Below are 19,668 nucleotides of genomic sequence, written 5' to 3'. Positions count from 1 at the left end.
CTCCTATTGTTTTTTTAATTGATCAAGTAAATCAAATGGATCAATATCTTCATTTAACTCATTAACCTCATTTTCAGAGTCTAAATCATTTAAATAGAACGTTATAGCTCTTCTTATTGCAGAACTTTTAGACTCATCAAAATTAGATAAAACATTTATTTTTTCCTCAAGGTGGTTGTTTATGTTGATTGCTATCTGAAATTCCTTTTTTTTACCCTCACACAAATCTCCGGTGCTTTTAAACAAGTCTAAGTTGTCATAGGAATAGTAGATGGCTTCCTGACAGAATTTTGATTTACTTATTTCGAGGTATTTAGTTTTAGACTGAACCTTTCTAAATAACTTTTCACACACATTAATTATCCTTGTTGTATTACTCGATAAATTTTGTTTTTCTGACTTAAATTCATCCATAAACTTCTCTATTTCTTCGTATTTGCCTAAATAAAGAAGTTTTTTGAATTTTAGTGCCATTTCTAATTCAGATCTTTTATTTAGCAAGAAAGGTTCTAACTTATCGATTAATTCAAGTGAATCTTGGAACATAGCTATGAATTTAAACTTATCATTGTAGGGGATTATATAACCTAAATTAAAAACCTCAGATAGAAGTACAACCAAGTCTTCATATTCGGATATAAGGCTAATCTGAAGATAATATTCATTTGATTTCTTATATTCCTTTAAATTCCAGCGGGAGGAACCATCAAAATAGCCTAGAAGGTATAGATAAAACCATTCCTCTTTAACATAATCAAAAAAATTTATTTCCTCAGGAGGTTCTTTTATAACAAAACAGAACTCTTTATCTTTTATAGTGTTACTTACTTGTAATGCTTGGTCCTTTTTTATTATTATATAGGATATCAGCTGATCTAAAATGACAGAAATATCGTTGTTCATAATCTTCCAAGTAGCATTTGGCATTAAGGTAACAGTACCAACGCCAAAAAGAGAATTAAGCTCTTCTAAGAATTTTTCATCTCCATAAAAATTCATTATAATGTTATTATATTTGTCAACAATGAATGAACCTCTTGCATCAAAGTATCCTGCGAGATAAGGTAAAAATATGGCGTCTTTTTTGAATTCCAATCTTTGCATGAAATCACCATATTAGTAATAACGTTATAAATGAAGGGAGAAAAATGTTATATAGATAAATTAAATTTTCTACTTTTAAATACTTTCGTTGTTCCATATTATATGGTCAATGAAGCAACAAAAAAAGTAGTTATCAGTGATATCATGCTTAAAAAAGGATTTGACAAGTATTCTACATTTGGCTTAAGGGAAGAATGGCTCATCGATTATCTGATTTATGGTGAAGATTGGATAAAATCTGAGAGTAACCTTGGCCCCATTCAAATAAAAGCAGTAATTAACTGGCTTCTAGACGCTAATTTATTAAGCTTAAAAGATTTATCTCAGGATTTATTAGAAATTTATTTCTTGAATCCAGATTTTACTTTTTTTGTTTTATGGGTAAACCTATATTATGGATCTCCTATTGTCAATTTTTTCTGTGATTTCATACAATTTAATGTAAAGGTAACAAAAAATGACGTTTTAAATCTGATTCTGGAAAATGAAAATTTAGGAAAAAAATCAGCAATGAATGCTGTAAGCGCTTTATTTAACCTTTTTAGACATTCAAGATTAAGAAAACTAGTTTCTATTGAAATGAAGGGTAATTCTGTTCGGCATATAATCAGAAAAACTGTTAATATTGAGCCATATATGGTTGTATATAGCATTTATAAATTAGCGGAATATCTTGAAACCTCTAGAATTTCCTTTGAAGAAATCTATGATAAAAACTGCCCTGGAGGGCCATATAAGTTATTTGGAATATCAAAAAAGAATTTAATAAATCACTTAAAGATGTTAGAGGAACTTGAAATTATCTCTAATTTCAATGAAGATTTTGTTGAACTTAGAGATCTAGAATCAAAAAATATACTTAAATGTTACTTGAAGTCCCTCAAAAGCCACGAAAAAATAAGACTTGGAAAATATGAAACAGAAATCAGAGAAAAATTAATAAAAAATATGTATAAAAGACCTTCTGCCATTTTTAGAGATAAAACAGAATTTAAAAATCTTTTCAAGAAATCAACAAATCGTGATGTTAATTTAATTCTTGTAGATTTCAAAGATATTGCCTTGATAGAGAAACAGCTACAAAATTTTAAATTCAACAACCAGAACATAAATATAGCCCTCTTTTTATCTATAAATAAGGAAGATGTAATATTATTGAATGATAAAGCGAAACAGTTATTTAATTATAAAAATCTAGTTTCTATAGTGCCCTGTGAACATTTTAAAGAATTTGAATTGTTTCTCAATAACAAAACACGTGGATTTACATTAAATGAAGAATATCACGAAAAAGCGAATCAAATAGTTTCCCTATGGATTATTGATATGTTGCATTCTGGCTTTTTTTGGCATATTAATGGTGAATCAGGCTATTGTAACAAACTTTTGCATATTAGTGAAATGATAAACAATGATTTCTCAAGAAGAATTTTCCCTTTAGGTCCTGAAAATATTACTAATATACGTAAGAATAGAAACTTATGGAAGAATGGAAATTATCCAAAAATCTCGGAAATATTTCTTCTTTCTGAAAATCTCAATGAATTCAAATCAAAGACTAAAAAAGGTATTATATCTTATTTATCTTATCTATTACGTGATTCCAATGGAAACTGGATTGTCGATGATAATCTTCGCTTCATGGAAAATATCTACCATCCAGTAAAAACTATGATTGAGGTGGCTATAGAAAGAGTATCCAAAAGGGGCGCAATAAATGAAAAGGATTTAATATTTCTTGCTAAGCCACCATATGGCCTTAAGGGGGATATGATAGGGCATGCAATAGTGTCTTTCATTCTTAGAACTTTAAAGGGATACTTACTTATAAATGGAAAAGTAGTTAGTGACGATGAACTTCAAAAATTTAAGAAAAAGATAATCGATTCTTGGGACAGTTCTTGATTTTTACTCGTCACGCAGTTCTATCCCGTAATGAGCAAGTCTCCTTGCAATTAGGATGGTTGCAATGACTGCAAGGATGGTAACAACGAGTGCATAGACAAATAGTCCTGTGAGTTCATTGCCCGCCTTGAAGAACTGTGTTATGAGTACCTTTATGGCCTCGTTCCAGGCAAGAGCAGCTATTAGGCCGAATGCAGTTGTTATCAGTGTACCTATGGTCTTAAGAACTTCGAGTTTGAATTCCCCCATTTTATCACCCCCTTAATTGTTTATAATATATATTCAGGTCTTATATTTCAGGTCCACTCATATGGGTTGAACTCTGATGGTGGAATGTACATGACCTCCGCATATCCCCTTCTGAGGAGTTCCCTGTTTATGTTGACTCCGTCAACGTAGACCACGGCAAGGACCCTACCGTATTTATCTTGTCTTTTTGCATCGTCTATGTCGAGCTGCACGGTCCTTGAGAGGCACATGGATTTCATGAAGTCCTTCGCCTCCCTGTAGCCTGGCTCCCCCCTCTCAGGGGTGTTGACACCCACAAGGCGTATCCTCCCTGTGCCTGAAACATCGATGGTGTCCCCATCAACAACGTAGGTGCAGACACCACTGGCATCATACTCAGGAGTCCCTGAGGCATTACCAGTATCTGAGGTGATATAATCCTCTGGACTCACATCCGAGTAATTGCTGAGGTCCTGGTTCTGGTATTCTGATTCCTCTGAGACACAGCCCGCCACCGCAAGAACGGCAAGTGCAAGGATAATCACAATCACTCTCTTAATATTAACACTTCCCTCTTCACTGTTAAACAGTATGACTTTACATGTATATATTAATTTTGAATCATTAGGGAAGGGGCCATGATCTGAAAAAACATTTAATAGTATCTGGTCTCTTGATTCTGACTCAAATATTGGCGGATATTCTGAGATCTGAAAAAAACATTTAATAGTATCGTCCCGGTCAGCCCCCAAAATAGAATTTAGGCGGCTGAGTTGATCTGAAAAAAACATTTAATAGTATCGTCCCCCAATTCTATTAACATGGTTAAAAGGGTGCTTGAGAGGTTCACCAGGGACTGGCGCTTCAGGGATGCAGTGGAACACGTTGAGACGGTCCCCGCAAGGCGCGCTGAATACTCTGAGGTCACCGACCTCCCTGAGAATATCAGGGAGTACCTTGAAGGGCACGGCATCAGACTCTACCGCCACCAGGCAGAGGCCCTCGAGGCCATAAGAGAGGGGAAAAACATCCTCATAACAACCCCGACGGCCTCAGGGAAGACACTGGCCTTCAACCTCCCCATAATGGAGACCCTAACCCTTGATGGGAGTGCAACGGCCCTCTACATCTACCCTGCCAAGGCACTCTCAAGGGACCAGCTGAAGGTTCTGAGGCACCTGGAATCTGAGCTTGGAATCACACTGAACCCGGCAACCTACGATGGTGACACCCCCAGGGATATGAGGCCATGGATACGTGGGAACTCACGGGCGGTCCTCACCAATCCACACCAGCTCCACCGTATACTTCCATGGCACCACCAGTGGAGGAGGTTCTACAGTAACCTAAGGTATGTGGTGATAGATGAGGCCCACCAGTACCGGGGTGTCTTTGGATCAAGTGTGGCGCTCCTCATGAGGAGGCTAAGGAGGATCTGCAGGCATTACGGTTCAGATCCCCGGTTCATCCTTGCAAGCGCAACCCTGGCCAACCCTGAGGAGTTCTCAGGTAAACTGACTGGCCTGGATTTCCATGTTATCTCACGGGACACGTCACCCTCCGGCCCCAGGCACTTCGTACTCTACAACCCCTACAGCAAGAGGGGGGACCCATCGGCGCACCTTGAAACCTCATCCATACTCACCTACCTTGTTCTGAGGGGTGTTCAGACCCTCTGCTTCACCGTCTCAAGGAAGATGGCTGAACTTGTAACCCGGTGGACCCGGGAACAGCTTGACAGGGAAAACAGGAAGCTCATTGACCGTGTGACATCCTACAGGGCAGGGTACCTTGCAGATCAGAGGCGGATGATAGAGTCAGGACTCAGGGATGGTAGCCTTCTGGGAGTCACCACCACCAATGCCCTGGAGCTTGGTATAGATATCGGGTCACTGGACGCCGTCATAATATCAGGGTACCCGGGAACCATGATATCCACCTGGCAGCAGGCAGGAAGGGCAGGGAGGAACAGGAATGACTCCCTTGTGATACTGGTGGCATTCGAGAACCCCCTGGACCAGTACATCATGAAGAACCCCTCATTCATCTTCGAGAGGCCCCATGAGAACGCCATAATCAACCCTGAAAACAGGTTCATACTCAGGAACCATACTGCCTGCGCGGCATCAGAGTTACCCCTCACCCTCGACGACTTCCTGGACCACGACTTCAGCATGGCGGTGGCAGGGGAGATGCTGGACGAGGGGGAACTTGAAATCTCACATGAGGGACTGGTGTGCAGCACCGACCCCCAGTTCAGGTATGGCCTGGATGATATCTCATCAGATACCTTCACGGTGATATGTGAGGGCCGGACACTTGAGACCATGAGCCGGTCCCAGGCATACAGGGAGGCCCATGAGGGCGCTGTGCTTATGAACCACGGCAACACCTACATCGTACGGGACTTTGATCTGGAAAATAGGAGGATAACCGTTGAGAGAAGGGACGTGGAGTACCATACATCGGTCCTCAGGGAGACAGATCTCAAGGTGATCAGGAAACTCAGAAGACGGCGTGTGGGAAGCCTTGAGGTCAACTTCGGGGAGGTTGAGGTTACAGAGCACTACACCGGTTACAGGGTCATGAACTACAGTAAGGTCCTGGGTAAGAGGGACCTTGAACTTCCACCCATTAGGTTCAGGACCAGGGCACTCTGGTTCACGCTACCCGAAACCCTCAGGGAGAGGGTTGAAGGGAGGTACGGGGATGATGAAACATTCGAGGGAGGACTCCACGGGGTTGAACACGCGCTCATAGCACTTTTCCCACTCCATGTACTCTGCGACAGGATGGATATAGGGGGACTGTCAACCCCATGGCACCAGGACACACAGGAGGCAACGGTGTTCATCTACGACGGCTTTGAGGGGGGTATCGGACTTGCTGAGAAGGGTGTTGAGGTCTTCGAGGACCTCCTCAGGTCGACACTTGAACTTGTCTCATCCTGCGGCTGCAGTGACGGGTGCCCGTCATGTATCTACTCACCAAAATGCGGCAACGACAATTCACCCCTCCACAGGGACGCCACAGTGATGATACTCCAACACCTCATGGGGAGGGTCTCGGGGGTTGCCGAGGAGGAAAGCAGTGAGGAGGCCCCCGGCGTCCTTGAGGAGGTTGAACTCCTCTGCAGTGAGGGCAGGCTATCTGATGCCAAGCTGAAGCTGCATGAGATCCTCGAGGAGGAACCAGAAAATGCTGGTGCATGCTACCTCATGGGGGCCATCCTCAGGGAGCAGGGGGAGGCTGAGATGGCAGATTACTTCCATGAGAGGGCCAGGAATGGAATGCATTGAATGGGGGATACTGGATGTTTGAGAAACTCAAATGGAACCTCATGAGGCAATATGAGGGCATGGAACTGGATGAGGCCATCGGGGCATCCAGGGTGACCGTGGCTGGATCAGAGGCACTTGAGGTATCCTTCACCAGGAGGGTGAAGTTCAGGGTGCGCGAATCAGCGGATAACATCCTCTCTGACCTCAAACTCCTCAGGGGCGTTGGGCCGGTCACCGAGGAGAGGCTGAAGTCTGAGGGGTACCTCACGGTTCCCGACCTCCTTGACCATGAAAGGTACCGGTATGAGGCCTCCAGGGTCCTTTCCATGATCCAGTCAGGGGATGTGTACAGTCTGAGGTGTTACCTCAACGCCTCAGCATCCGATGAAAGGGTGCTCTGTGCTCTGGGACGCCTTGATGGTGGGGCGTTCACCTTCCTTGACATTGAGACCCTTGGGCTTTCAGGGGAACCTGTGATACTCACAGGTATGGCATGGATTGAGGATGGTAAGATCCATGTGAGGCAGCGCCTCGCCCCTGAACCCTCCATGGAGGCCGCCGTCCTTGAGATATTCCGGCACATCCCATCTGACTCGGTTCTTGTAACATTCAACGGGGCAAGCTTCGACATCCCATACATAAGGAGGAGGTCAGAGTTCCATAACCTGAGTAACCGGCTGGAGCAGTGCCACATTGACCTCTACCATGTGTCAAGGCGCCTCTGGGGTAAGAGTCTACCTGACTGCAAACTCTGCACGGTCGAGAGCCACATCCTGGGGGTGGAGAGGGACCTTGACATTCCAGGGGCTTATGTACCCGACTACTACCACACCTACCTTTCAACCGGCAACCCGGGGCCCCTTGTACCTGTGGTGGAGCACAACAGGGAGGATATAATCAACATGGCCCTCCTGCTCTCACACATCAACTCCGGGTCCACTGATTGAACGGTTATGGTGCAGATGGGGATTCTGGAGGTGAAAAACCCAATAAATAAATATTCCCTTTAACATAGTATCTGGTGGTGTTTTAGATGGATATCCTGATTCTTGTAAACCGCGTGGCGGGGCTCATCCTGGGGGTCATGATAATAGTCTCATGCCTCAGGATAATCTCGGAGCTGAGGTCCAGGGAACTTGCTGTCTCCATGCTCTTCCTCAAGAGGCGGGAGTCCAGGATTATAGCTGCATCCATATTCATATCATCCATCTTCACGGTACTCGTGGGACTCACATTCGTGGGGGGACAGTCAGAGTTCGTGGTTGAGGGTCTGCTGAACCTGAACGCCCTCTTCCTGCTTGTAGTCGTGGGTTTCCTGTCCTCGGTCATGGGGGGTGATGCCTGATGGTCCCTGGCTGGCTCATCATGATACCACCCATCCTGACCCTGTACTTTGCAGCGAGGATACTCCTCAACAACCTGAGATACGGTGAGGCGGCCCTTGGGATGCTCTTCTCCAACATCAATGAGACCACACTCCTCCTGAGGGTATTCGCTGTTTCAATGATACTGTTCTCGGCCACGAGGGTGATGGACCTCATTGACCTCTTCCACCCGATACCCTGGAATGATGAGATAATAGCCGCCATCATATGGGTGGTTGACATCGTCCTTGTCTATGTCTTCTACAGGGTTGCCGCCACCACAACGCCCCATGAGAAGAAGATCTGATGGATGCAGAAACAGCTAATGATCTTTATAATAGAATCTAATGGAGGGCCTGCTGCTTTCGATGCAGGATATAACTGTTGAGGGAGAATCTGAATGGATAAATCTGCAAGGAAGATCATCGAGAGGGAATTTGAGAACCTGAGGGAGAAACTCCTTGACCTCACAATGCGAAACCAGCTCCTGAACTTCAGGCCAAGGTCAAGGACGGTTGAGGTTGTGAACCACGACCCTGAATACATATACACCTACCTTGTCCTGAATGGGGGTAAGATGAAACTGGCCCCCAGGAGGGAACCTGAAGAGGAGACTGACCCCGGTAACGAAATGGAGGACCCTGAAGGTGAAGTGGATACCTTTAATGACATTGAGGACCCTGAAGGTGAAGGGGAGATTGACCCCGGCCATGAACCGGAGGGCCTTAAACCCGATGATGAGAACATCCTCCTGACTGACCTCACAGAATCTGAACTCCAGAGGAGGCTCTTCTACATCAACCAGAGGGCCAGGACGATGATCCAGGAGCAGGGCTATAACATACTATACCTTGCCCTGGGGTTCCTTGAGTGGATGGCCGCGGATGAGCCTGACATAAGGAGGGCCCCCCTGATACTTGTACCTGTGGTCCTTGAGAGGCGCAGGGCCGGCTCATCATTCTCACTCCGCTGGGATGGCAGCGAGATCATAACCAACATGTCACTCCAGGCCAGGCTCAGGGAGGAGGGAATCGAACTACCCGAGTTCAGGATGCCCCAGACTTCGTCAGGGATCTCAGAGTACCTCAGAAGGGTTGAGGATGCGGTGAAATCCATGGATGGCTGGGGGGTCACCGATGAGGTCCAGCTGGGTTTCTTCTCATTCACCAAGTTCCTCATGTACATGGACCTTGACCCGGCATCCTACTCAAACTGGGATGAGATAGTTGAACGCCCACTCCTCAGGGCCCTCTTCTCCATCGAAATAGATGAGGACGATGGGGAGGTGGACATAGACAGCATCCCCTACGAGGACCTCTACCACGTGGTTGACGCCGACTCATCCCAGATCGCGGTTATAGAGGATGTGAAGGCTGGTAAGAACCTTGTGGTTGAGGGGCCCCCGGGGACAGGGAAGTCCCAGACCATAGTGAACCTGATAGCCGAGCTCATGGCCGCAGGAAAGACCGTGCTCTTTGTTAGTGAGAAGATGGCCGCCCTTGAGGTTGTGAAGAGCAGGCTTGACTCCATAGGCCTCGGGAGGTTCTGCCTTGAACTCCACTCCCATAAGGCCCGGAAGAAGGACGTACTCAATGAGCTGGAGTCAACACTCATGGAGGCCGAGGCAGAGAGGCCAGACGCTGAGAGGGAGTTCAGGAGGGTGGAGAAGCTGCGCGATGAGCTCAACGAGTACAGGAGGGCCCTCCATGAGCCGCTCTACAGCATACAGCTCTCACCATTCCAGTTATTCGGGATGAAGGAGAATTCAGAGAGGTACTTCAGTGGTGAGCTGCCATTTGTCAGGATACCCTCACCTGAGACCATAACCCCCGATGAGTGGGACGAGGCCCTGGTGGAACTGAGGAACCTTGCGAAGCTGGCCGAGCTCCTCCCACCCCTCCATGAGAACCCCTGGTCAGGCACCGACCCGGGGATGATGCTGCCCTCCGATGTGAGGGAACTGGAGGTCCTCCTGGAGTCGGTGATGAAGGTTACCGATAGACTTCTGGCCGCACTCAGGGAATTCCAGGAGAGGTACGGCTTCAAGCCTGTTAAGACGACAGGGGACCTTGAGAGGCTCGGTGAGGTTGTCTCTGTGGTTGCAGAGTCACGCCCCTTCGACCTTGGTGTCCTTGAATCAGAGATCTGGGACCGCTACAGGGCCGATGCCTTCACCCTCCTTGATAAACTTGAGGCCTACACCCGCAGGAGGGAGATACTCGACAGGTTCCATGAATCTGTCCACAGCGTGGATCTGGAGGCACTCCTCAGGGAGTACCTCAAGGAGTCGTCCAGCAGGATAAAGTTCCTGAGCGGGAGGTACAGGAAGGTAAGGAATGAGATAGAAGCCCTCTACGTTGGAAGGGCCCCTGAAAATGACTATGAGGTTGTGGAGGACCTTGAGAACCTGATTGATGTCATGAGCCTCAGGGGGGAACTTGAAAGGTACAGTGGGGTGGCCGGGAGGTTCTTCGGTTCAATGTGGAACCCGGAAAACCCATCCATCCAGGACCTGAGGGCCACCGCAGAGTGGATAGTGAGGTTCAGGGACCTCCACAGTGAGGGCCTCATATCAGAGAGGACCCTGGAGTGCATCTCTGATGGCCTTGACGGTGATAAACTTCTCTCTGAATTCCATGAAATCCTTGAAATCCACAGTGAACTCGAGGATAAACTCTCAAAGCTCCAGACAAGGATAAACACCCATGCCCATGTCATATTCAACTCAGCACCGGAGGAGGTCCCGTTCCGGGCCTGGAGGTCAAGGGTTAAGTCCTGGAGGGAGGCCCTCAACCTCCTCCCCCTCTGGTCCCAGTACCTCGAGAAAAAGAGGCTCTGCATGAAGACCCGTGGTGCAGCATTCATACCACTCATAGAGTCAGGGATAATCAGCATGGAGGATATAAGGCCTGCCATGGAGGGTAACCTTGCAGATGCGCTCCTTGAGAGGGCCTTCAGGGAGATACCATCCCTTTACACCTTCATTGGTGACCTGCATGAGGCCAGGATAAGGGAGTTCAGGGAGCTTGACTCCAGGATAATCGAGCTCAACAGGAAGAGGCTAATACATCAGCTCAACAGTAACATGCCCACGGTCTTTGGTGGGGCGGCTCCAGACTCTGAGGAGAGCATCCTCAGCGGTGAATTCACACGTAAGAGGGGGCACATGCCCCTCAGGAAACTCCTTAAACTTGCAGGTGGCGTTATAAAGAGGATAAAGCCCTGCTTCATGATGAGTCCCCTCTCCATTGCCCAGTACCTGGACCCAAGGAGCAGCGAACTCCAGTTCGATGTGGTGATATTCGACGAGGCATCACAGGTTAAACCAGAGGACGCCCTGGGGGCATTCCTCAGGGCCAGGACCGCTGTGGTGATGGGTGACACCAACCAGCTCCCACCAACAAGTTTCTTTGACCAGATGCTCACATCAGAGGAGGACTCTGAGGATGTGGCCACTGCGGCTGACATTGAGAGCATACTCCACCTCTGCAAGAGGAGCTTCCCTGTCAGGATGCTCAGGTGGCACTACAGGAGCCGGCACGAGTCCCTCATCGCGGTTTCGAACCAGGAGTTCTATGACAACAGGCTCCTGGTGTACCCTTCACCGTCGAGGGAGGATGAGGAACTGGGACTCCACCTCAGGTACCTTCCAGACACGGTATATGAACGTGGAAGAACCTCATCCAACCCCCTTGAGGCCGCCGCTGTTGTTGAGGCCATAGAGGAGCACTTCATGAGGTACGGCACATCAAGGAGCCTTGGTGTGGGCACGTTCTCTGTTGCCCAGATGAACGCCATCCTCGAGGCACTGGAGGAGAGGCTTCGGGAGAACCCTGAACTTGAGCGGCTCATAAACCAGGAGACCGATGAGCCATTCTTCATAAAGAACCTTGAAACCATACAGGGGGATGAGAGGGACGTTATCTTCATCAGTGTGGGCTACGGCTTTGATGAGAACGGAAGGATGTCCCTCAACTTCGGGCCTCTGAACCAGGAGGGGGGTGAGAGGAGGCTTAACGTCCTCATCACCAGGGCCCGTGAGAAGTGTGTGGTGTTCACCAACTTCAGGGCATCGGACCTTAAAACAGGGCCGGGGACGCCCTTCGGTGTCAGGGCACTTAAGAGGTTCCTCAGGTACGCCGAGACAGGTGTGCTTGATTCAGATTCCGCCAGTAATTCACAGGGCCTCTTTGAGGATTCTGTATACGAGTTCCTGGTTGACCAGGGATTCGAGGTTGACCGGGGTGTGGGGTGTGCAGGTTTCAGGGTTGACTTCGCGGTTAAGGACCCGGATGACCCTGGCAGGTACATTGCAGGGATCCTCACCGATGGTGAGATGTACAGCAGGGCGGAGGTTGCAAGGGATCGTGACAGGCTCAGGGAGGAGATCCTCAGGAACCTGGGCTGGAACATCATCCACCTCTGGTCCTCGGACTGGTACCGCAACAGGGATGAGACACAGAGGAAGGTTGCAGATGGGCTCTCTGAGATAGTTGAGAAGACCAGGGAATCCAGGGAGCTACATGAGGGGATCGAGGTGGAGGGTCAGGTGGAGGTTGATGAACCTGAACCCCCTGAGGTTGATGAGGGTTCATCTGAGTCCACCATAGAAGAGCAGGATGCAGCAGAACCAGTGGATCTTCCAGATGAATCCATGGGAGAGGCTGTTGCCAGTTACGTTGAGTACAGCACCGATAAGTTAAGAAAACCAGACGACCTCTACAAAAACCCTACACCTGTGATATCATCCGTTGTGAGTGAGATAGTATCAATGGAGGGTCCTGTGCACGTCGAGGAGGTTGTAAGGCGTATAAGGGAGTCATGTGGACTTAGAAGGGCAGGAAGGAGGGTCAGGAGCATAATAAACTCTGCAATTGAGATGGCAGAGAACAACGGTAACATCAAGCGAAGCGGCGACTTCCTGCTCCTCACAGAGTCCATGCCGGTCACGGTGAGGAGGAGGACTGGCAGGGTTGACATCTCACTCATATCTCCAATGGAGATCGAGGAGGCTGTGAGGATAGCCCTGAGGTCCACCTCAGAGATGGATGAGGTTGTAACACGGGTCTCAAGGATGTTTGGCTTCAAAAATACCAGCAGGAAGACTGCCACAGGTATCAGAAAGGTCATAGAGGAGATGGCCCGGAGGGGTGAGGTGGTGGTTGAGGATGATACCATCAGGTCAGGGTGATTTAAGAACGTCATACCCATTTAGATTCGCATGGAGGCGTGTATGAACCCCTACTCAATCATATCCCTCCTTGCATCTGTGATTGCATTCTACACATCAGTATTCATTTACTACAGGAACCCCCGCAATAACCTCAATCTTCTTGTATCCAACGTTGGTGTTGCTGTATCATTCATGGCCTTCACCGAGTTCGTCTACCGGACAGTGTCAGCACCGGGGGATGCCATAATATGGCTCAGGCTGAGTCTCCTCTGGCCCATTATACCTGCAATTCTCCTCCACACAGCCCTAACCTACACTGGAAAAAGGGTGGGTAAACCTGCAATTGCAGTAATCTATGCACCGGCGGTTATATTCATATTAACGGGGCTTCTAAGTGACCTCTTCATTTCAGGTCCGATACTCACATATTATGGCTGGACCTACGCCCTCCCGGAACCCCCCATGGTCTTTGCACTCTTCTCGTTATGGACGGTTACCGTGACACTGACAGCGGCAGCCATCACCCTCAGGGACTACCTTAGATCTGAGGGATACAGGAAGAGGGAGTCCCTTTACATATTCATGGGCCTTTTTGTGCCTCTTATTGTGAGCTTCACAACTGACTTCATCTTCAGGGATCTTATGGGGCTGGTCTTCCCTGAGTTCACCCAGACCATGCTCTCCATTGGACTGCTTTTCATGGCCTATGGTGTCTGGAGGTACGACTTTCCGGAACTCTCACCTGCCATAGCTGCAAGGAGCATATCTGATGTGATGCCCAACTTCCTCATAATAACGGACCTTGAGGGGAGGGTTACAAGCTGCGGGAGGAGCGTCCATGAGAAGCTCTCCTACAGCTCCGAAGACCTGAGGGGTAAACCATTCTGGGATCTTTTTGACCCCTCCGACAGGGAGGTGCTGAGGGAGGTGGTCTCGGGTTTCAGTTCATCTGAGATGGAGACCAGGATAATCTCAGCGGACGGAAGGACAGCTGACGTTCTCCTCACAGCATCACCAATAAGGGGGCGCTTCAGGGAGCCCATTGGGTTCGTATTCATTGCAACCGATATAAGCCTCCAGAGGAGGGCCACAGAGAGGCTCCGTGAGAGCGAGATGAGGTTCAGGGGAGTTGCAGATAACATATCAGATGGCATAGCAATAACCGATGAATCAGATACTGTCATCTACTGGAACCGGGCACTCGAGGAGATAACATCCACTGGAAGGGATGACGCTCTGGGAAGAAAGATGCCTGATATATGCTCTGAGGTGATCCTCGAGGCCCGTGGAAACGATGAGTTCCTCATAGAGGGTGATAGGGTTGTTCAGATCTCCAGGTTCAGTATCATGCCAGGGCTCGGGGCTGTGCTTGTGAGGGATGTTACAGAGGCAAGGCGATATGAGGAATCACTGATATCTGCCCTCAGGGAGAGGGAGACACTTATAAGGGAGATACACCACCGTGTAAAGAATAACCTGCAGATAATATCGAGCCTCCTGAACCTGCAGAAGCCCTACATAAGGGACGCTGAGGACCTCAGGATATTTGAGGAGAGTCAGACCCGTATAAAGTCCATGGCCATGATACACGAGAACCTCTACCAGTCAGAGACCCTCTCAGAGATAAACATGAGGAACTACATCTCACGCCTTGTAACTGAACTCCTCTCAACCTACGGGGCCTCGGGTATCGTATCAGACATCAGAGTGGATGATGTGAGCCTCGATATTGAGCTGGCGGTCCCTGTGGCCCTCATAATCAGTGAACTTATCACAAATTCAGTAAAGTACGCCTTCCCTGATGGTGAGGGGAGAATTATAATCAGCTTTAACCTTGAGGGTGGGGTGTACCTCCTGGATTACAGGGATACAGGCCAGGGTCTTCCAGAGGATTTCAGTTCAGGTTCATCGGATTCACTGGGGATGACCCTCGTGAGGGCCCTTGTTGGCCAGCTTGACGGTGAACTTGAAACCTTCAATGAGGGAGGGGCTGTTTTCAGGATAACGTTTCCTGATAGAGGTTCCTGAACTGTGATGGATTGGGAGAGGGATAACGTTTCCTGATAGAGGTTCCTGAACTGTGATGGAAAGGACTAAAATGTCCAGACATATATGTACATGGTGATAGTATGATCCCCTATGGACGTGAATTCCAGGTGGCCCAGTTCATATCCACACTTATAACAGGTCTGAGCCTCATCTACATGTTGAGGGTCTCTGCTTGTGATGGTAGATGGATCCCCATGACCATAGCAGTTTCTCTGCTATTCATATCAACTGTGTTCGGTTTCATGAGGGAGATAATGGCCTTTGATCTTATGAGAACCATTGAGTGGGTCTTCATCATGCTCTCAGCGGCAATGTTCCTCTATGCCTCACTGAGGTCCAACAGAAAACTGGAGGCTGAGACATGATAATAATACTCCTCAAGGCAGCGGCCCTGATATTCATAACCCTTGCAGCGGCGGTTTCTGTGAGGAACTACACCCTTACAAGGTTCGCCTCAGGTGTGTGGGGATTCGTGTCCATGGGACTTGTAAGTGGTGCCATCATAGTGGCTGTGAGGTTCATAAAGGAGTTCATACCCCTCATGGAGCTTGAGGTGGTTAAGATCTGCCTTCTCCCTGTTATGATGGCATTCATCCTTGCAGCGTCATTTGAGCTTAACAGGGACATACTGAAGCCCATCTGATACTTTTTAAGTTAGAAATACTGGAGATCTATTCCATCTTTTCCTCCTCTTCATCTATCCCCTCGAACCTTGCTATCTCATCAACCCAGTCAAGGCAGTAGTTTTTCTCCTCAGCCCTTTTTATGAGTATTATACCTGTCACAGCCCCGAAGATACCGCCTATGAGATCTGTGAGGAGGTCCATCATTGTGTCGGTAAGCGGATCCATGACAGGTGAGCCCTGGGTGGGGCCAGTGGGGAGGAAGTGCTCTATGTGCCTGTAAAGGTGGTGGTCGTAGCCGTACTCAACCAGTTCAAGGAGGGCACCTATGCCCAGCGTCACGAATATTATGAGAAACGCCATTATGAAGAGACTGGTTCTTATCTTCCCGTAGACGTAGGCTGTGTAGAGGAGCATCATACCGATTAGGGCCACTATGAAGGGGACTGTGAAGTGCATGAACTTGTCATAGTAGGCTATTCTCCCGTAGAGGCCAAAGGTATTGCCCAGTATATACTCCAGTGCAACCACTGTGAGGAAGAGGATCTCTATCTCAACCGGGATGACGCTGAGGCCATCAGGGTGCCTGAGGGCCGGGAGGTACACCACGACCACCGCAAGGAGCGTCATGAGGCCGAAGACCTTTGTGCCCCCGGCCCCGAAGACCACTATTATCAGGCCCATAACCACCAGGAATATCCTCATTGACGTAAGCAGTTTCCTCTTCCATGAACCGTTCTCTCTGCACTCATTCATGCTTTAACCTCCCCATGATGTACTTCTCGGCCTCTATTGAGAGGAGGCCTGTGAGTGAGAATGGTATTATTATCCCCCACCACTCAGATGGAAATGGGGAGGTCCTGAATATGACCTCAAGGCCCGGGACGTACACTATGAAAAGGGTAACTGTCACGGTTATGATTATACCGGTCGCCACCCACCTGTTAGCCGGGGGAATCCTGAGGACGGATTTATCCAGTGACCTTGCTGTGAGGAGATAGAAGACATGTACAAGAATCACCGTGGTGAAGGTCACGGTCCTTGCCACGGTAACATCAAGTCCCCGTGAGACCCCTATATAGAACACAGCGAGTCCTGAGATGGCCATTGCAGCGGATACCAGGCCAACCTTCCTTATGAAGGTGTAGTCCACTATTCCAGTCCCGGGGTCCCTTGGTGGTTTTTCAAGGACAGATTCGTCTGAGGCCTCTGCAACCAGGGGGAGGGCGAGGAAGACACCATCAAACATGTTTATCCACAGTATCTGGAGGGGGAGAAGCGGCAGGCTGGCGCTGAAGGTGGGGCTTACCGGTGCGAGGAGGAATGAGAGGAGTATTATGAGGGCCTGGCCCCCGCTTGTTGGGAGGACATAGTATATTATCCTCCTTATCCTCTCATAGACGTTCCTCCCCTCACTTACAGCCGCAACGATGGTGGCGAAGTTATCATCTGCAAGGACCATATCAGCTGATTCCCTTGCAACCTCTGTTCCGCTACCCATTGCAACGCCTATGTCAGCCATTTTAAGTGCCGGGGCATCATTCACCCCATCACCTGTCATTGCCACGATCTCACCGTTCTCCCTCAGTATCTCTGTTATTGTGTACTTGTGATCAGGGGTCACCCTTGCAAAGACGTTGCAGTCATCCAGGGATTTTGTGATTTCATGGGTCTCCATTGATGATAATTCGGGCCCTGTGAGTACCCTGCTGGTTTCTATTCCGAGTTCAGCTGCAACAGCCCCTGCGGTGGCAGCATGGTCCCCTGTTATCATGATGATCCTTATACCTGCGGATTTGCATTTCCCAACGGCCTCAATGGCCTCGGGTCTGGGGGGGTCAATCATGCCCTGGAATCCCAGGAGGGTCATGTCTGTGAGGTCCTCATCATGGATTTCTGTACCTGAATGCCTTTTTTCTGCAAATGCAAGGACCCTCATACCCTCTGATGCCATTTCATGTATCCTATCCTTCAGTTCATCTTTTTCAAGGGGCTTCAATCCGCTTTCTGTTAGTTCATGGCTGCACATACCTATTATCCTCTCAGGGGACCCCTTTGCCTGTATTAAGCCATCCTCTGTGAGGACAGCCATGTACTTCCTGGTGGAGTCAAAGGGCACCTCATCGACCCTTCTAGCTCTCTCCCTTACACCTCCCTTGTGGGCCGCCACGACCAGTGCCGCCTCTGTGGGGTCACCATGGATCCTTTCATCAGCAACTGATGCGTTGTTGCAGTTGAGGCCGCATTTAAGTATCCTGAGGAGTGGCTCGGGGGGCTCTTTGATTCTGGAACCATTGAGTGTTATGTAACCATCCTCACTGTAGCCCACCCCCTCGACCTCATAGCTGACCTCCCCCGCGTATATGGATTTTACTGTCATCTCATTCCTGGTGAGTGTCCCTGTCTTGTCGGAGCATATCACGGTGACACTTCCAAGTGTCTCCACTGAGGGGAGGTTTCTCACTATGGCATTCCTCTCTGCCATGGTCCTCACTGCAAGTGCGAGGGTTACGGTGAGTACTGCTGGCAGACCCTCGGGGATTGCAGCAACCGCAAGGGATGTTGATGCAAGGAATGATAGTACCGCATCGTATCCAAAGAGGATTGCAGCAATGAAATTGAAGGCTGCAAGTGACACAACAGCCAGTGTTATTGTCCTTGAGAATTCATCGATCTTCTCAAGGAGTGGTGTTTTAACGTCAACTTCCTTCACCCTCTCTGCTATCCTGCCGAGCTCTGTTTCCCTTCCAGTTGAAATCACAGCACCAAGAGCCCTACCCTCTGTTATCAGGGTTCCGCTGAAGAGGATGTTTCTGAATTCGCCCCTGAGGATATCCTCCTCTCTGAGCGTGGAGGGGTCCTTTTCAACAGGGACGGATTCACCTGTGAGGGCAGATTCATCCACATGGAGGTTCTTTGATTCGATTAACCTTATATCTGCAGGCACCCTTTCACCGGCTCCCAGCACGGTTATATCACCTGGAACTAGGAGTCCTGAGGGGATCCTCATTTCCCTTCCTTCCCTGATTACAGTGGAGTATGATTCAGTGAACTTCTGAAGTGACTCGATGGCCTCAGAGGCCTTCCCCTCCTGTATGAAGCCGATGATGGCGTTAAGGACCACAACTCCTGTGATTACAGCGGTGTCAATCCATTCTCCTATGAATGCCGTGAATATGGCGACGGTGAGAAGTACATATACCAGGAGGCTCTGAAACTGCTTCATAAACCGGAATATGGGGTGTGGTTTTTTGAATTCGATCTCATTGGGGCCATGGATCTCAAGCCTATCCCTGGCCTCTGCCTCTTTGAGGCCCCCGGGTGATGTTCCAAGTTCATCAAGTGCCCCTTCCACATCCATTTCAGATATTCTCTTCCAGGGAGTCATTCCAGCACCATGTGTTTTGAATACCAGTATTTTTATGTAATCTGTTCTGAATAAGCTTTTATGGGGTCCTTCCTTTTTTTACTGGAAAAAATTTTATTGAAAGATGAACATAATATACAGGGTGATCATTATGAATGTGATAAAGAGGAGGGGCTCAAGGGAGGCCTATGACCCATCAAAGATACGGGCCTCACTTGAGAAGGCTGCCATTGATGCAGGTTACAGTCCTGAGGAGAAGAGGGAGATCATTGAGAAGGTCTACCAGACAGTTACAGAGAAGATAAAGGGTGAGGAGGAGATCAAAACTGATACCATAAGGATGTGCCTTTTAACCGAGCTTGATAAATGTGAACCCTACATTGCAAGGTCCTGGAGGAGATTTGAGAAGAAGTATAAGGGTTAGGGTCTGCTTTTTCCTTTTTTTGAAGATTTGAGAAGAAGTATAAGGGTTAGGGTCTGCTTTTTCCTTTTTTTGAAGATTTGAGAAGAAGTATAAGGGTTAGGGTCTGCTTTTTCCTTTTTTTGAAGATTTGAGAAGAAGTATAAGGGTTAG

Annotated in this window: 15 protein-coding genes; 10 read left to right on the top strand and 5 right to left on the bottom strand. The window is 48.4% G+C overall.

Translation table 11 applies throughout. From position 1 onward, the window contains the following. Positions 1-3: 3 nt before the first annotated feature. Entirely contained in the window at positions 4-1,104 is a 1,101-nt protein-coding gene (locus QFX39_RS06060; protein WP_300478302.1) for a hypothetical protein, read from the bottom strand. 30 nt (positions 1,105-1,134) lie between these two features. Here QFX39_RS06060 and QFX39_RS06055 point away from each other — a divergent pair, with 30 nt between their 5' ends. Continuing rightward, positions 1,135-3,009, top strand: coding sequence for a hypothetical protein (locus QFX39_RS06055; RefSeq protein WP_300478299.1), 1,875 nt, complete (start codon positions 1,135-1,137; stop codon positions 3,007-3,009). 3 nt (positions 3,010-3,012) lie between these two features. Here QFX39_RS06055 and QFX39_RS06050 read toward each other — a convergent pair whose 3' ends face one another. Together QFX39_RS06050 and QFX39_RS06045 are read right to left on the bottom strand one after the other, a co-directional pair. Then, the gene (locus tag QFX39_RS06050; protein ID WP_300478296.1) at positions 3,013-3,258 is read right to left on the bottom strand and encodes a DUF5654 family protein; all 246 of its coding nucleotides are present in this window, start codon (positions 3,256-3,258) and stop codon (positions 3,013-3,015) included. 47 nt (positions 3,259-3,305) lie between these two features. Then, a complete protein-coding gene (locus QFX39_RS06045; RefSeq protein WP_300478460.1) occupies positions 3,306-3,689 on the bottom strand; it encodes a thermonuclease family protein in 384 nt (127 codons plus the stop codon). 369 nt (positions 3,690-4,058) lie between these two features. Between QFX39_RS06045 and QFX39_RS06040 the strand changes: the two genes are divergently transcribed. The 8 genes from QFX39_RS06040 (at position 4,059) to QFX39_RS06005 (ending at position 15,747) form a co-directional block, all read left to right on the top strand. Next, positions 4,059-6,536, top strand: a complete 2,478-nt coding sequence (locus tag QFX39_RS06040) for a DEAD/DEAH box helicase (RefSeq protein WP_300478294.1) — start codon at positions 4,059-4,061, stop codon at positions 6,534-6,536. A 14-nt stretch (positions 6,537-6,550) separates the two neighbouring features. After that, on the top strand, positions 6,551-7,465 hold the full coding sequence (locus QFX39_RS06035; protein ID WP_300478292.1) for a ribonuclease H-like domain-containing protein: 915 nt from the start codon (positions 6,551-6,553) through the stop codon (positions 7,463-7,465). Positions 7,466-7,551: 86 nt separating this feature from the next. Then, the gene (locus tag QFX39_RS06030; RefSeq protein WP_300478290.1) at positions 7,552-7,863 is read left to right on the top strand and encodes a hypothetical protein; all 312 of its coding nucleotides are present in this window, start codon (positions 7,552-7,554) and stop codon (positions 7,861-7,863) included. Beyond that, a complete protein-coding gene (locus tag QFX39_RS06025; protein ID WP_300478288.1) occupies positions 7,863-8,189 on the top strand; it encodes a hypothetical protein in 327 nt (108 codons plus the stop codon). Before QFX39_RS06030 ends, QFX39_RS06025 begins: the two co-directional genes overlap by 1 nt. Positions 8,190-8,282: 93 nt before the next feature. Beyond that, on the top strand, positions 8,283-13,073 hold the full coding sequence (locus QFX39_RS06020) for a DUF3320 domain-containing protein (protein ID WP_300478286.1): 4,791 nt from the start codon (positions 8,283-8,285) through the stop codon (positions 13,071-13,073). Positions 13,074-13,103: 30 nt separating this feature from the next. Continuing rightward, entirely contained in the window at positions 13,104-15,083 is a 1,980-nt protein-coding gene (locus tag QFX39_RS06015) for a histidine kinase dimerization/phosphoacceptor domain -containing protein (protein WP_300478283.1), read from the top strand. A 101-nt stretch (positions 15,084-15,184) separates the two neighbouring features. Further along, positions 15,185-15,469, top strand: coding sequence for a hypothetical protein (locus QFX39_RS06010; protein WP_300478280.1), 285 nt, complete (start codon positions 15,185-15,187; stop codon positions 15,467-15,469). Then, on the top strand, positions 15,466-15,747 hold the full coding sequence (locus tag QFX39_RS06005) for a hypothetical protein (RefSeq protein ID WP_300478278.1): 282 nt from the start codon (positions 15,466-15,468) through the stop codon (positions 15,745-15,747). The genes QFX39_RS06010 and QFX39_RS06005 overlap by 4 nt, the downstream gene beginning before the upstream one ends. 28 nt (positions 15,748-15,775) lie before the next feature. On the opposite strand, the gene QFX39_RS06000 is transcribed toward QFX39_RS06005, so the two are convergent. Both QFX39_RS06000 and QFX39_RS05995 read right to left on the bottom strand, forming a co-directional pair. Next, positions 15,776-16,483, bottom strand: coding sequence for a hypothetical protein (locus QFX39_RS06000; RefSeq protein WP_300478276.1), 708 nt, complete (start codon positions 16,481-16,483; stop codon positions 15,776-15,778). Then, positions 16,476-19,115 (bottom strand): HAD-IC family P-type ATPase, encoded by a 2,640-nt coding sequence (locus tag QFX39_RS05995; RefSeq protein ID WP_300478273.1) that lies wholly within the window; start codon positions 19,113-19,115, stop codon positions 16,476-16,478. Before QFX39_RS05995 ends, QFX39_RS06000 begins: the two co-directional genes overlap by 8 nt. Positions 19,116-19,245: 130 nt before the next feature. On the opposite strand from QFX39_RS05995, the gene QFX39_RS05990 reads away from it, so the two are divergent. After that, the gene (locus QFX39_RS05990; protein ID WP_013295694.1) at positions 19,246-19,518 is read left to right on the top strand and encodes an ATP cone domain-containing protein; all 273 of its coding nucleotides are present in this window, start codon (positions 19,246-19,248) and stop codon (positions 19,516-19,518) included. Positions 19,519-19,668: the final 150 nt, after the last annotated feature.

Origin of the sequence: Methanothermobacter sp., from assembly GCF_030055425.1 — an archaeon.
GTDB lineage: Archaea > Methanobacteriota > Methanobacteria > Methanobacteriales > Methanothermobacteraceae > Methanothermobacter.
Note: the sequence above shows the minus strand (reverse complement) of the source record. Positions and strands in the feature narration are given on the sequence as shown.